12 protein-coding genes and 1 pseudogene are annotated in these 14368 nt (G+C 70.7%); 3 read left to right on the forward strand and 10 right to left on the reverse strand.

Translation table 11 applies throughout. The annotated features are described in order from the left end of the window. Nucleotides 1-5: 5 nt before the first annotated feature. The 7 genes and pseudogenes from QCN29_RS13105 to QCN29_RS13135 all read right to left on the reverse strand — a co-directional run bounded on the left by QCN29_RS13105 (nt 6) and on the right by QCN29_RS13135 (nt 7406). Nucleotides 6-1696: pseudogene (locus QCN29_RS13105) on the reverse strand (DoxX family protein). 422 nt (nt 1697-2118) lie between these two features. Then, the gene (gene rlmB / locus QCN29_RS13110; protein WP_279928037.1) at nt 2119-3072 is read right to left on the reverse strand and encodes a 23S rRNA (guanosine(2251)-2'-O)-methyltransferase RlmB; all 954 of its coding nucleotides are present in this window, start codon (nt 3070-3072) and stop codon (nt 2119-2121) included. A 138-nt stretch (nt 3073-3210) separates the two neighbouring features. Then, a complete protein-coding gene (gene cysS / locus QCN29_RS13115) occupies nt 3211-4617 on the reverse strand; it encodes a cysteine--tRNA ligase (RefSeq protein WP_279928038.1) in 1407 nt (468 codons plus the stop codon). An 87-nt stretch (nt 4618-4704) separates the two neighbouring features. Beyond that, nucleotides 4705-5109 (reverse strand): PPOX class F420-dependent oxidoreductase, encoded by a 405-nt coding sequence (locus QCN29_RS13120; RefSeq protein ID WP_279928039.1) that lies wholly within the window; start codon nt 5107-5109, stop codon nt 4705-4707. A 114-nt stretch (nt 5110-5223) separates the two neighbouring features. Continuing rightward, nucleotides 5224-5715, reverse strand: a complete 492-nt coding sequence (ispF, locus tag QCN29_RS13125; RefSeq protein WP_279928111.1) for a 2-C-methyl-D-erythritol 2,4-cyclodiphosphate synthase — start codon at nt 5713-5715, stop codon at nt 5224-5226. A 52-nt stretch (nt 5716-5767) separates the two neighbouring features. Beyond that, entirely contained in the window at nt 5768-6523 is a 756-nt protein-coding gene (gene ispD / locus QCN29_RS13130; RefSeq protein ID WP_279928041.1) for a 2-C-methyl-D-erythritol 4-phosphate cytidylyltransferase, read from the reverse strand. A gap of 400 nt (nt 6524-6923) precedes the next feature. Continuing rightward, the gene (locus QCN29_RS13135; RefSeq protein WP_003953493.1) at nt 6924-7406 is read right to left on the reverse strand and encodes a CarD family transcriptional regulator; all 483 of its coding nucleotides are present in this window, start codon (nt 7404-7406) and stop codon (nt 6924-6926) included. Between the two features lie 650 nt (nt 7407-8056). Between QCN29_RS13135 and QCN29_RS13140 the strand changes: the two genes are divergently transcribed. Further along, nucleotides 8057-8749, forward strand: a complete 693-nt coding sequence (locus QCN29_RS13140) for a copper chaperone PCu(A)C (RefSeq protein ID WP_279928042.1) — start codon at nt 8057-8059, stop codon at nt 8747-8749. Between the two features lie 97 nt (nt 8750-8846). Here QCN29_RS13140 and QCN29_RS13145 read toward each other — a convergent pair whose 3' ends face one another. Beyond that, nucleotides 8847-9527, reverse strand: coding sequence for a response regulator transcription factor (locus QCN29_RS13145; RefSeq protein ID WP_064067557.1), 681 nt, complete (start codon nt 9525-9527; stop codon nt 8847-8849). Beyond that, nucleotides 9524-10840 (reverse strand): sensor histidine kinase, encoded by a 1317-nt coding sequence (locus QCN29_RS13150; RefSeq protein ID WP_279928043.1) that lies wholly within the window; start codon nt 10838-10840, stop codon nt 9524-9526. The genes QCN29_RS13145 and QCN29_RS13150 overlap by 4 nt, the downstream gene beginning before the upstream one ends. A 286-nt stretch (nt 10841-11126) precedes the next feature. Here QCN29_RS13150 and phoU point away from each other — a divergent pair, with 286 nt between their 5' ends. Next, nucleotides 11127-11804 (forward strand): phosphate signaling complex protein PhoU, encoded by a 678-nt coding sequence (phoU, locus tag QCN29_RS13155; RefSeq protein ID WP_240138258.1) that lies wholly within the window; start codon nt 11127-11129, stop codon nt 11802-11804. A 138-nt stretch (nt 11805-11942) separates the two neighbouring features. Continuing rightward, entirely contained in the window at nt 11943-12101 is a 159-nt protein-coding gene (locus QCN29_RS13160) for a hypothetical protein (protein ID WP_279928044.1), read from the forward strand. A gap of 179 nt (nt 12102-12280) precedes the next feature. Here QCN29_RS13160 and QCN29_RS13165 read toward each other — a convergent pair whose 3' ends face one another. Next, nucleotides 12281-12637, reverse strand: a complete 357-nt coding sequence (locus tag QCN29_RS13165; protein WP_279928045.1) for a carboxymuconolactone decarboxylase family protein — start codon at nt 12635-12637, stop codon at nt 12281-12283. Between the last annotated feature and the right edge of the window lie 1731 nt (nt 12638-14368).

Here is a 14368-nt window from a genome sequence, read left to right on the forward strand (position 1 = left end):
GGGACTCAGCCGAGCAGTCCGCCGATCACCCGGCCGCTGCCCCCGCTGGAGCCTCCGCTGCTGGAACCGCCCGTGCTGCCGTCCGAGCCTCCGTCGCTTCCGCCGCTTCCACCGCTGCTGGTTCCGCCGCTGCCGGAACCTCCGCTGCCGCTTCCGGTGCTGCCGCTCGACGTCGGCCCCGCGCTGGTGGTCGGCGGCTGGACGGGCTCCGACTGCGCCGGCGGCTGCTGGCCCATGCTGCCCTGCGTCTGGCTGGGCGTCCCGGCCCCGGTGCTCGCCCTGCCGGTCTCCCTGACCATGCCCGTGCCGCTGGTGGCCGCCGGGGTGGACGCCTCCGGCGTGGGGCTGCCCGAGCGGCTCGCGGACGGCGTCGGCGACTCCTGCCGTCCGCCGGTCCTGCCCTCGGAGCTGGCCGAACCGCTGGGCTCCTGCGGCAGCGGGGAGCCGGGCAGGTGGTTGCTCGGGTCCTGGTGCGGCCCCGGCACGGTCACCATGTCCGAGGAGCGGACCGCCGCGCCGAGCATCGAGCCGATCAGCAGCGTCAGGCCGATCACGATCGCGGTGATCAGGCCGCCGCGGCGCAGCACGCGACGGCGCAGCTGCCACAGCTCCGCCCGCGGACCGAGCGTGCGCCAGGCCTCGCCGGCGAGCCTGCCGTCGATCGAGTAGACCGGCGCACCGGCGATGATCAGCGGTGACCAGGCGGCGAGGTAGATGATGTCCGGCGCGTCGTAGACGGGGACGTTCTTCCAGCTCACGGTGAGGATCAGTGCGGCGGACAGCAGTGCGCCGAAGACCGCCGCCACCCGCTGCCAGAGCCCCAGCACCGTCAGCACGCCGACGATCACCTGGAGGAAGGCGATGGTCAGGCCCGCCCCCACCGGGTGCGCCAGCGCGAAGTCGCGCAGCGGTTCCGCGGCGGACCAGGGGTGCAGCGAGTTGAGCCACTTGACCATGGAGCCACGCTCACCGCCGTCGAAGTAGACGGGGTCGCAGAGCTTGCCCATGCCCGCGTAGATGGAGATGAAGCCGAGGAACACGCGCAGCGGCAGCAGCACCACGCCCAGGTTCATCCGCCGCCCGGGGTAGTAGGCGTGCCGCTGGGCGCGGGCGTCGTTCTCGGCGCTGTCGGCGTCCTCGCCGCCGTCGGGGCCGCCGCCAGCCGGGCCGTCGGCGGGGGGGCCGACGGCGGCGTCGTCGAGGCCGCCGCCCGAGTACCGCTCCTGCTGGCGCGTGTCGTACGCGTCGTAGGCGCCGACCGCCTTTCGCATCGGCGGCAGCAGCGGCCGGCCGGCCGGCACGGCCGGGGTCGGCGCGGTGTCCTNGCCTTTCGCATCGGCGGCAGCAGCGGCCGGCCGGCCGGCACGGCCGGGGTCGGCGCGGTGTCCTCCAGCAGGTCGAGGCGCGGAATGACCTGTGTGGCACCCGTGTCGTACGGGTCGGCCCCGGCGGTCGCCCCTCCGCCCCCGGCGCGCACGGCCTGCAGCAGCCCGGTCGCACCGGTGTCTCCAGGCGCGGACTTGCCGCTCCATACGACAGGAGCCCGCCGCCGCACCGCCGTGCCCGTACCGCCGACGGCGGGGATGCGTGCGGTGTCCGCCAGCGCGCGTGCGGGGCGCGGGCTCTGCGCGAGCTGCACTCGGAAGCTGGCGTGGTTCACGATGACCTGCGCGGGGTCGGCGTCGACCTTGAGCATGCTCAGCGCAGGCTGATCATCGAACCCGGGCCGGGGCGTTCTGGTGTCCACACTCATCTAACCGAGTGACTTGTGTTTAGGACACTGCCGTGACGGGGCGGATCTGTCGGAGGCCCGTCAAGGACCCCATATTGGCCAAAGTGCAACGGATTGGCCGGATCGCACTCCTGATGCGGGCCGCACTCCTGATGCGGGCCGCGCTCCTGATGCGGATCGCACTCCTGATGTGCATCTCACTTCCGATGCGCATCGCACTCCAGATGCGCATCGCGCTCCTGACGCGCCCCGATGCCCCACAGGCCCGTGGCACCCCGGGACGCCCCGGGGTGTCAGGGCACGGGACCGGGCCATAGGGCCATCCGGCGGCCGGCCGCCTCATGACGACCGTAGGGCCATCCGGCGGCCGGCCCGCCCCGCGGCCGTCAGGCCATCCGGCGGCGGGCCGCCTCGTACAGCACCACTCCTGCCGCGACCCCGGCGTTCAGGGACTCCGCGCCACCCGGCATCGGGATGCGGACGCGGAAGTCGCAGGTCTCGCCGACCAGGCGGGACAGGCCCTTGCCCTCACTGCCGACGACGATCACGACCGGGCCGCCCAGCGAGTCGAGCTCCCCGATCTCGCTCTCCCCGTCCGCCGCCAGACCGACGACCGTCAGGCCCGCCTTCTTGTAGGACTCCAGGGCTCGGGTGAGATTGGTGGCGCGTGCGACCGGCGTACGGGCGGCCGTGCCCGCCGAGGTCTTCCAGGCGCCGGCCGTCATGCCCGCGGCCCGGCGCTCGGGGACGACCACGCCGTGGCCGCCGAAGGCGGAGACGGAGCGGACGACCGCGCCCAGGTTCCGCGGGTCGGTGACCCCGTCGAGCGCCACGATCAGCGGGTCGTCGCCGTCGTCGTAGGCGGCCGCGGCCAGGTCCTCGGGATGCGCGTACTCGTACGGCGGCACCTGGAGGACCAGGCCCTGGTGGTTGAGCCCGTTCGTCATCCGGTCCAGCTCGGGCCGCGGGGCTTCCATGATGTTGACGTTGCCGCGCCCGGTGGCGAGCTGCAGCGCCTCGCGCACCCGCTCGTCGTTGTCGATGAACTGCTGGACGTAGAGCGTGGAGGCGGGCACGCCGTCGCGCAGCGCCTCGAAGACGGGGTTGCGGCCGACGACCATCTCGGCAGCGCCCTTGCCGCCGCGCCGGGCGACGGGCTTGCGGGCGGCGTGCTTGGCCTTGGCGTTGGCGACGCGGTTCTTCACGTGCCCCTTGCGCATGGACGCGGGCGGCGTCGGCCCCTTGCCCTCGAGGCTGCGGCGTCGCTTGCCACCGCTGCCGACCTGCGCGCCCTTCTTGTTGGACGTGCGGCGGTTCCTGCGCTGGCTGTTCCCGGCCATGACCTACCTGATTCCTTGTTCCTCGAAGCTCGTGAAGAGTCGTGAAGACCCGCGGTGCGGGACCCCGCTTGCGCGGACGTCAGTGAAAGTGTGCCGCCCAAATCCACGGGCGGCACACTCTCGCAGGTCAGCGCCGCCTCAGCGTGGGCCCAGCGTCCAGCGCGGGCCCTCCGGGCTGTCCTCGATGACCAGTCCGGACTGGTTCAGCTGGTCGCGGATCGCATCGGCCGTCGCCCAGTCCTTGCGGAGACGGGCGGCCTCCCGCTGCTGGAGCACCATCCGTACGAGGGTGTCGACGACGCCGTGGAGATCTTCGCCGCGCTCCGCCTCGCCCGCCCAATGCGTCCCGAGCGGGTCGAGCCCGAGGACGCCGAGCATCGCGCGCAGCTCCGCCAGCCGGGCGACCGCGGATTCCTTGTCGTCGGCGGCCAGTGCGCTGTTGCCCTGGCGGACGGTGGTGTGGATGACGGCGAGCGCCTGCGGGACGCCCAGGTCGTCGTCCATCGCCTCGGCGAAGGCGGCCGGCACCTCGGCGGCCGGCTCGACCGGTCCGGCCTTCCCCGCCTTCTCGATCACGCGCTGGATGAAGCCCTCGATCCGCGCGAACGCGGACTCCGCCTCGCGCAGCGCCTCCTCGCTGTACTCGATCATCGACCGGTAGTGCGGGGTGCCCAGGTAGTAGCGCAGCACGATGGGCCGCCAGCGCTTGGTCATCTCGGAGACGAGCACCGAGTTGCCCAGCGACTTGGACATCTTCTCGCCGCTCATCGTCACCCAGGCGTTGTGCACCCAGTACGAGGCGAAGTCGTCGCCGTACGCCTTGGCCTGCGCGATCTCGTTCTCGTGGTGCGGGAAGACGAGGTCGAGGCCGCCGCCGTGGATGTCGAAGGCGGAGCCCAGGTACTTGTGGGCCATCGCCGAGCACTCCAGGTGCCAGCCGGGGCGGCCGCGGCCCCAGGGGGTCTCCCAGCTCGGCTCGCCGGGTTTGGCGGCCTTCCACATGGCGAAGTCGCGCGGGTCACGCTTGCCGGTCTCGCCGGCCCCGGACGGCTGCTGGAGGTTCTCCAGCTCCTGGTTGGAGAGCTGGAGGTAGCCCGGGAAGGAGCGGACGTCGAAGTAGACGTTGCCGTGGGCCTCGTACGCGTGGCCGCGCTCGATGAGCCCGCGCATCATCTCGACCATCTCGGTGATGTGGCCGGTCGCGCGGGGCTCGTAACTGGGCGGCAGGCAGCCCAGCGCCTCGTAGCCGTCGTTGAACGCGCGCTCGTTGTCGTATCCGATCGCCCACCAGGGACGGCCCTGGTCGGCGGACTTGGCGATGATCTTGTCGTCGATGTCGGTCACATTGCGGATGAACGTCACGTCGTAGCCGCGGTAGGCGAACCAGCGGCGCATGATGTCGAAGTTCAGACCGGAGCGGATGTGGCCGATGTGCGGGGCGGCCTGCACGGTGGCGCCGCACAGGTAGATCGAGACACAGCCCGGCACGAGCGGGGTGAAGTCGCGGATCTGCCGGGCGCTGGTGTCGTACAGGCGAATGGTCACGCATCAAGGGTAGTGGGCGCGGACGAGTGCCCTGCGCCGCCCGCTCCCGCCCCGACCCGCTCCCGCCCCGACCCGGCGGAGACCGGCTCAGAGACTGCCGACGACCTTGCGCGGGGTGATGCGGACGACGACGCGCTGGGCGTCGTGGACGGAGTCCGGGTTGAACTCCCCGTACTTCTTCCCCGCGTACTTGAGAGACAGCTCGTCGATCAGCTCCGGCCCGCCCTCGGTGGTGAGCGTGGCCGTGCCGCGGATCTCGGCGTATGTGTAAGGGGAATCGAAGGGCTGGAGCAGCACCGTCACCCGCGGGTCGCGGCGCAGGTTCTTCTCCTTGCGGCGGCCGACGGTGGTGGAGAACAGCACGTCGTCGCCGTCCCGCTTCACCCACACCGGGGATACCTGGGGGCTGCCGTCGGGCTGGATGGTGGCGATGTTGACGAAGACGGGGGTGTCGAGCAGCGCCTTGACCTGGTCGGAGAGCTGGGCAGACATGGCGGCCTTTCGTACGACGGCTGGTAGTCAGATCCTCGCCCAACGCTCCCCTTCAGGGGGTTATTTCACTCGGTGTCGCAGAGTGTCGCTTTTGAGCTGCGGGCGGGACCCCGGCTACGCGGGCGCGTCGGCCCGTACGAGCAGGGCCGTCGCGATCGCCGCCAGGCCCTCGCCGCGCCCGGTGAGGCCGAGCCCGTCCGTCGTGGTGCCCGAGACGGACACGGGCGCGCCCGCCGCCGCCGAGAGGGCCTTCTGCGCCTCGTCGCGGCGCTTGCCGATCTTCGGGCGTACGCCGATCACCTGGATGGCGACATTGCCGATCCTGAAGCCCTCGGCGCGCACGATCCGCGCCGCCTCCGCCAGGAGGGTGACGCCCGACGCGCCGGACCACTCGGGGCGTCCGGTGCCGAAGTGGGCGCCCAGGTCGCCGACGCCGGCGGCGGAGAACAGCGCGTCGCAGGCGGCGTGGGCGGCGACGTCGCCGTCGGAGTGCCCGGCGAGGCCGTAGCCGTCGGAGTCCTCCCACAGCAGGCCCGCGCACCACAGTTCGCGGCCCTGCTCGAAGGCGTGCACATCGGTGCCGACGCCGATGCGGGGCAGCGGCATGGGCAGGGGCGCGGGCGCAGGTGTGGGGGTGGCAGGAGTCGTCAGGGGAGCGTCAGAAGCCATCGGTGGCCCTCCTGCGTGCGAGCACCGCTTCGGCGAGTACGAGGTCGAGGGGACGGGTCACCTTGAAAGCCTCCTCATGGCCGGGCACGACCACGACCGGTGCGCCGAGCCGCTCGACCATGCCGGCGTCGTCGGTGGCGCCCTCGCCGCTCACCTCGACGGCCTCGTGCGCGCGTACGAGAGTGGCTCGATCGAACCCCTGCGGCGTCTGCACGGCGCGGAGCCGGGAGCGCTCCGGGGTGGCCAGAACCGGCTCCGGCTCACCCTTGGCGCCGGGCTCGACCTCCTTGACGGTGTCGGCCAGGGGCAGCGCCGGGACGACGGCCGGGGCCCCGCCCCGCACCGCCTCGACGACCGCGTCGACGGTGTCGACGGGCACCAGCGGGCGGGCGGCGTCATGGACGAGGACGATGCCGATGCCTTCGGGAAGGGCGCCGAGACCGGCCCGCACCGACTCCTGGCGGGTGTCGCCGCCCGGCACGACCAGATAGTCCGTGCGCTCGGGGAGGGCGTGGGCGTCGAGGAGGTTCTTCACCTCGCCCGCGCCCTCGGGCGGAGCGACCACGACGACGAGCGAGACGGCCCGGGAGGCCGCCATGGCGCGCACGGCGTGGATCAGCATCGGGGTGCCGTTGAGGGTGCGCAGGGCCTTCGGCGCGCCGGGGCCGAGGCGTACGCCGCGACCTGCCGCGGGGATGACCGCGGCGGTGCGCCGAGGGCGCGATTCGTCAGACTCGTCAGGCATCGGTTGCACTCCGGCAGGTTTGTTTCCTTGGCCGATATGGGTATGGCCACTGGGGACGCCTCGGGTCGAGGGACCCGGGGAGTGCCGGGCGCTGACGCCGTGACCGGACCCTTCCGTGACCACTGGTCTCCGCCAGCCGCCCGGGCCCGGCACACCAGTGGGGTCCAGTGGGGTGGAGCACGACGGGCGTGTAGGGGCGCGGGAGCACGCCGCAGCGGCGACGCAGTGGCGCATATGCCGCCGAACATGCCGCAGCGCCCGGCGACGGGGACTGCCGCCACACGATGTCAGGCACGGAATGCCGGGCCGGGCACGGTGGTCGGGCAGAGCGTCAGCGGGCACCGCGGCAGTTTCATTCACACGTCCGGTGCAGCGTGCATCAGGTGCGTCAGCGGCGTGGTCAGGATGCGAGTACCTCGTCGAGGAGAGCCTCGGCCTTGTCTTCGTTGGTGTTCTCCGCGAGGGCGAGCTCGCTGACGAGAATCTGTCGCGCCTTGGCGAGCATCCGCTTCTCACCTGCGGAGAGCCCGCGCTCGCGCTCACGACGCCAGAGATCGCGCACCACTTCGGCGACCTTGATGACGTCGCCGGAGGCGAGCTTCTCGAGATTTGCCTTGTAGCGGCGGGACCAGTTCGTGGGCTCTTCCGCGTACGGCGCGCGCAGCACCTCGAAGACCCGGTCCAGTCCGTCCTGACCGACCACATCGCGTACGCCGACGAACTCCGCATTGTCCGCTGGCACGCGAACCGTCAAGTCGCCCTGGGCGACCTTGAGCACCAAGTAGGTCTTGTCCACGCCTTTGATCTGACGAGTTTCGATGGCCTCGATCAGCGCGGCCCCGTGATGGGGATAGACCACGGTGTCGCCAACCTTGAACGTCATGTGACAGGTACCCCTTCCGTGGCTATCCAGAGTAACACGAGAACGGCTTCTTCTGAATGGCGTTTTCGCAGGTCAGGGCATATCTCGGGGCTTGACAACAGCGACAGGAACGTGCTGCGGAGGGCTTCCGGAGGGGGGTATTCGCAGGTGGGAGCGGCTGTGCGAGCGCACGGAAACGCACCGGTTACAGCGGCCACAGCGCCCTCCGGAGAGGCCGAACGTCCCGATTTGCCGGGTTCTACGCGGTGAACTTCCCGTACTCCGTTCGGCCCTCGGCCACCCGTCCGGACCCCCTCCGCCCCGACGCCGGAATTGATCAACGACGGCGGAGGGGAGTTTGCCGGCGGATATTCGGCGAGGAATATATGACGGTCCGGAGAATTGATCACTTCAAGATCACCGCGGTTATGTGAACGAACTGCCTGACCGCGTGATCGCCGACCGCCTCCGGAGCGGTGCACACAGAACCCGAAGGCCCCGGACAGGGCGGCCGGCGCCCCGCGGGTCCGCCCCCGCCGACGTAGAGGCGGGTCGGGTGCCGGGCGGGGAGGCAGGCTCGGTAACCTAAGCCGGGCTGACGCACCCTTAGTTGTTTTCAGCCGATTTACCCGAACCGTAGCCAGTCCGTACGCCAAGGAGATGCCGCCGCCGTGAGCAGCAGCCTTCGACGCGGCGCCCTCGCCGCCACTGCCCTCGTGTTCTCGATCGCCTCGCTTGCCGCATGCGGGGCGGGGAAAGACGCGCAGACCCTCGGCATCAGGCCCGACAACGCCGCGACCGCGGTGGACAACCTGAAGATCCAGAACGGGGTGGTGATCACCCAGCCGACCGAGGGCGCGGAGGGTCCGGCCGTCGTCTCGGCGACGATCTTCAACGACGGCCGGGAGGACGAGACCCTCGAGTCGATCACTGTGCCGGGGCCCGGCGTCGAGGCCGAGCTGAGCCCGGCGGGCGGCTCGGGTCCGCTGACCGTCCCGGCGGGCGGCTCCATCGTCCTCGGGGGCGAGGGCAACGCCTCCGCGGTCATCGACGAGGGCCTGAAGGCCGCCAGTGACGGCGATGTGCTGGACGTCGTCTTCCGCTTCAGCGAGACCGGCGATGTGACGCTGCGGGCGTTCGTCGTCCCGGCCGAGAACTACTACAAGAAGTTCGGCCCCAGCTCGCTGCCGTCGGCCCCGGAGGAGTCGCCGGAAGAGTCGCCGGAGGAGTCACCCGAGCAGTCGCCGACCGGCAGCCCGACCGGGACGCCGACGAACACGCCGACCGGCACTCCCGCAGGCGCGGCGGGCGGCGAGGCGACGCCGTCGGACGCCTCCTCGGCGTCCCAGGACGCGGGCCACTGAGCCGGACGTACGTCAGGCCTGCGCGTACGGACGAGGGGCCGCCTGCCGGACCACCGGCGGACGGCCCCTCGCCCACGCACAGAGGCGGTCGACCGGCCTACGGCTCGAACTTGTAGCCCAGGCCGCGCACCGTCACCAGATAGCGCGGCGCGCCCGGATCCGGCTCGATCTTGGCGCGCAGCCGCTTGACGTGGACGTCGAGCGTCTTGGTGTCGCCCACGTAGTCCGCGCCCCAGACACGGTCGATCAGCTGCATCCGGGTCAGCACCCGGCCCGCGTTGCGGAGCAGCATCTCCAGCAGGTCGAACTCCTTCAGCGGGAGGTCGACCTTGCCGCCCGCGACCGTGACGACATGGCGGTCCACATCCATGCGGACGGGGCCGGCCTCCAGGGCCGCCGGGGCGACCTCCTCCGGCTCGCCGCGGCGGCGCAGCACCGCCCGGATGCGGGCGACCAGCTCCCGCGAGGAGAAGGGCTTGGTGACATAGTCGTCGGCTCCTATCTCCAGCCCGACGACCTTGTCGATCTCGCTGTCCTTGGCGGTCACCATGATGACGGGGACGTTCGAGCGGCCGCGCAGCTGGCGGCACACCTCCGTGCCGGGCAGCCCGGGCAGCATCAGGTCGAGGAGGACGAGGTCGGCGCCATTGCGCTCGAACTCGTCGAGTCCCTCGGGCCCCGTGGTCGCCACCGCGACCTCGAAGCCCTCCTTGCGGAGCATGTAGGAAAGGGCGTCGCTGAAGGATTCCTCATCCTCGACGACGAGCACTCGGGTCACGGAAGGACCTCCGGGGCAGGAATCTCAGTGTTCGGATCGGTGGTGGTCGTGGCGGCGCCGGCGAAGCCGGCGGCCATGGCGGCGCCGGCGGTCCGGTGATCGTCGCCGGTGCGGGAGTGCCCGCGTCCGCCCGTCCCGCCGGCGGGACGGTCCCGTACGGCCCCGGCTTCGGGAAGCCGCAGGGTGAAGGTGGAGCCCTGTCCCTCGGAGCTCCACACCGTGACCTCCCCGCCGTGCGAGGCGGCCACGTGCTTGACGATGGCCAGTCCCAGGCCGGTGCCTCCGGTGGCGCGGGAGCGGGCGGGGTCGACGCGGTAGAACCGCTCGAAGATCCGCTCCCGGTCCTTCTCGGAGATGCCGATGCCCTGGTCGGTGACCGCGATCTCGATGAGGTCTCCCCCGGGCGCGGCGACGCGGCGAGCGGCGATGCCGACGCGCGTGCGGGCCGGGGAGTAGTTGACGGCGTTCTCGACGAGATTGCCCAGCGCGGCGGCGAGCTGCCCCCGGTTGCCCCAGAGATACAGATCCGCGGCTCCCCCGGCGGCCATGGTGATCTGCTTGGTGGAGGCGGCGTGGCGGGAGCGGTCGATCGCCTCGGCGACCAGCTCGTCCACCCGTACCGGCTCCGCGTCCTGCAGCGGGTCGTCGTTCTGCACCCGGGACAGGTCGATGAGCTCCTGTACGAGGTTGGTGAGGCGGGTCGCCTCGATCTGCATCCGGCCGGCGAAGCGGGTGACCGCCGCGGGGTCGTCCGCGGCGTCCATGACGGCCTCGGAGAGCAGGGAGAGCGCACCCACGGGGGTCTTCAGCTCATGGCTGACGTTCGCCACGAAGTCGCGTCGCACCGCTTCTATGCGGCGGGCCTCGGTGAGGTCCTCGACCAGCAGCAGGACGAGGCGGGAGCCGAGGGGGGCGACTCGGGCGGAGACGGCGAGCGCCTCGCCGCGGCCGGTGCCGCGCCGGGGCAGATCCAGCTCCACCTGCCGTATCTCTCCGTCGCGGCGGGTGTCGCGGGCCATGTGCAGCATCGGCTCCACGGCGAGCTTCCCGCCGCGGACCAACCCGAGGGCGTACGCCGCGGAGCTCGCCTTGACGACGGAGTCGCTCTCGTCGAGGACGACCGCGGAGGAGCGGAGGACGGACAGCACCGTGTCGACGCCGGGCGGCAGCGCCGCATGCAGGTCGGCGCGCTGGGAGGAGCGGGTGGGCCGCGCCTGGTCGCGCTCGCTCCAGCGGAACGCCAGCATGGCGATGACACCGGTGCACAGCCCGGCGATCGCTGCCGCTGCGGCGACCGCCGCGTTCACGTCCATGCATCCAGGTTATGCGGGGCTCCGGACATGCTCCCAGCCAAACGAGCGGCGGCTCGAACACTCGTCGCTCAGAGTTCACCGAGGGGACGGAGCTGGTTCACTTGGGGTGCCGAAGCAGGACGCGTTCCGGACAGAACGTGGAATCGTGGAGGGGGGCGACCCCCTTCCGACCTTCGCCCGACCCCCGCCCGACCCCTGTCGTTTCGGTCGTTCCGGTCGTATCGAGGGGTCGTACAAGAGGGCCGCAGGCCGTACCGAGGCAGGCCGTATCCGCAGAGAGGACACCATGCGCGACGCGTACCACGAGGAACTGGACTCGATCGGCGAGGGCCTGGTCGAGATGGCCCGGCTGGTCGGATCGGCGATCGGGCGCGCCACGACGGCCATGCTCGACGCCGACCTCAAGCTCGCCGAGAGCGTGATCGCCGGGGACCAGAAGGTCGACGACCTCCAGCACGACCTGGAGGCCCGGGCCATAGCCCTGCTGGCGCGGCAGCAGCCGGTTGCCACGGATCTGCGGATCGTGGTGACGTCGCTGCGGATGAGCGCGGACCTGGAGCGCTCGGGCGACCTGGCCCAGCATGTGGCCAAGCTGGCCCGGCTGCGCTTCCCGGAGAAGGTCGTCCCGAACGACCTGCACGCCACGCTGCTGCAGATGGGGCAGCTGGCGCAGCGCCTGATGGCGAAGTCGGCAGAGGTCATCATCACCAAGGACGTCGATCTCGCGATGCAGCTCGAGCAGGACGACGACGAGATGGACCTGCTGCACCGCACGCTGTTCCAGCACCTGATGGACGACCGCTGGAAGCACGGCATCGAGACGGCCGTGGATGTGACGCTGCTCGGCCGCTACTACGAGCGCTTCGCGGACCACGCGGTGGCCGTCGCCAAGCGCGTCGTCTACCTGGTCACAGGCGAGCACGCGGACGAGATCCAGCCGCCGGTGCAGGTCGAGGGCGCGTAGCCCTCGACCTGCACCGGCGGTCGAGGGCCCGTAGCTCCGCAAGCCCCGGATGCGGCGGTGCGCTGTTGATGCGCCCGCCGGAGTGGGCATGGAATGGGGCAGAGGCGGCACGTCCGGTACGCCGACGAGGAGGCACCCATGGCCGAGTCCCCCATCTCCGACCCCCGGCACGACACCCCCGACACCCCCCGTGACGCGGCGTTCCTGCCCGTCCTCGGCGCCTGCGGCTGCGGCTCGGGCTGCGGCTGCGGCTGCCAGTCGGGCGGCCCGTGCCAGTGCGGCGGCGGCTGCGGTTAGGGAGCGCCGCCACAGCGGCGTCGCCCGCCGCCCCAGCCGTTTGACGCAGCCGGGCCCCGTCCGATGACGGACGGGGCCTTGCTGCGTTATGACGGCTTCCGCCGCTGGGTTATGACGACTTCCGCCGTTCGAACGGCTCGACGCCCATGGACTCGGCGCGTGCCGGGGGCGGGTCCGTTTCAGGCCTTGCTCCGGCTCTGGGCTCCGGCCTCCGCCATCGCTTCGGCCTCGGTCTCCGCCACCGCGACCGCGAACCCCAGCGCCTTGGTGATGTGCCCGGCGGCGGACATGACGCGTGCCGTGCCCACCACGGGGGCGATGGCGACGAGGACGTCCTGCAGCTGCTCGGCCGTCAGGTTGGCCTTGAGAGCGGGGTCGACATGGGCGAGGTAGGAGATCGCCGGGGCATCCATGGCCGCGAGTGCGGCGATGCGGGTGAGAATGAGCGTCCCCTCGTCCAGACCACAGCGCTCGAGCGAGTCGACTGTCATCGCGGCGAGAGTGTCGAGAACAGGCGTGTCTGACGTGGTGGCCATCTCCGGACTTCCTTCCGGTGCTTGCGGGGCCGACACCTGCGGCCGGCTGAGCACGGCGGGCCTTTCCGTGTCGGCGCTTGCCCTTCCACCGTAGGAACCGTCCGCGTCCCTCGCATGTCGCAGGCGTCGCCGCCCCGCACAGAGGGCGGCCTGCCCTTGCGGGGCCCGGCAGAGGCCCGAGGCCCGACCCACAAGGCCCGAGGCCCGACCCGCAAGGGCCGAGGCCCGACCCGCAAGGGCCGAGGTGCGACCCGCAAGGGCCGAGGTGCGACAAAGCCCCCTGCCCGCGGGGGACCCGCAGGTAGGGGGCTTGATCGTTCGGCGTTACTTCTTCTTGCCCTGGGTCTTACGAGGGATCTTGGCGACCTGCGTTTTTGCAGCTCCGGGGCCTGGTCACGATCGCCTGACTGGTCGTCGTTGGTCGTTGTCTGCCGGTGTCGAGCGGCTTCGGACGGCCCAGAGACGGCCCAGCCGTGAGGCCGCCCGCGATCCGCGACCTTCTGATCCGTAGCTCTAGCCGGACCGGTCAGCGACGGTCATACCGTTCGCTGCACGGTCCTAGGGGACCGCTACCGGACGGGGACAGGTGCTGCGGTTGCGGTACTGAGCTGCTGTACGGCGCTACCTGCCTGCCTCCAAACTGACGGCAGACCGATGTCCTCCAATTGCTGAGCTTCCAGTTCGGGATCACCATGGAAAGAGGGGTACATCTCCGCTAGTTGGCGTGGGAGACAGTAATGAACCAGCCGTCACCACAGCGACGCTATTGGGAGCAACCGGCTCCTCTTGGCATCACTGCGGCCCGTGAATCGATGACCGGCGGCGCTGCCGCGCTCCTGGCTGGTTTCTCAATTGCGCTCATTGGCGTGATTGCCCAGGCTCCTGATTCCATTCGTTGGCCCGGCTGGTCGATTCTCTTGTTGAGCTTGGCCGCAATTAGCCTAGTGGCTTGTGTCCAGTGCGGGTTTTGGGCGCGCGCATATGTCTACTCCTACCAGACGCTCACAGATTGGCGCCCACAGCCGTGGGAGGGGTGGGAAGAGGATCACTTGAGGAGCATGCAGGAGCAAGACTTCAAGTCTTGGCGCAAGTGGGAGAGTAGAGCCGAGATTGCCTACCACACTGGAATTGCCGTGCTGGCCGTGGGTGTTGGACTGACAGTCGCTCCACCGAACTCCGACGGGGAGGCACCCTTGCGCTGGGCAGCCCTGGGAATTGTATGCACATGTGCATTCATTCAAGTGGCTTGGGCGCTCATAGCTTGGATTCTCAGCCGAAAGCCCTAGCGAAAGGCGACGATGGAGATGGAGTCGAGTTCAGGGAATTCGAAACCAAAGCCCAAGCCTACAGGAAAGCCTAAATCCGGCCTAAGGAAAGCAGCGGTAACGGAACAGAGGCAATGTAAACCACATCGCCTAGTAGGCTGCCCGGTCTGCTTCCCGAAGCCCTGAGAGACGGTAGTCGCAGACCATCGAAGAGGTCGGCAGAGCGGCTTTGGGCGGGAGCTGCCATGGGGCGAGAGATCATGGCCCCGTAAGCTTCCGGCGAGTCGGGCAGTCTGTGGACCTGCCCGTAAAGCACGACGTTGGGGCCATGATCTTCGAGGCTCGCCCCATGGTGGCTGCCTAAAGCAGTGGAGCCGACCACCCCAGCCACAGCGGGCTACCACGCACGGCATCAGGTGTGCTCGCTCCAGCCGCGCGGCCGGCGGAGCCGGGGCCCGGAGCGGGG

It is taken from the genome of Streptomyces chengmaiensis (assembly GCF_029846775.1).
In the GTDB taxonomy this organism is placed as follows: domain Bacteria; phylum Actinomycetota; class Actinomycetes; order Streptomycetales; family Streptomycetaceae; genus Streptomyces; species Streptomyces chengmaiensis.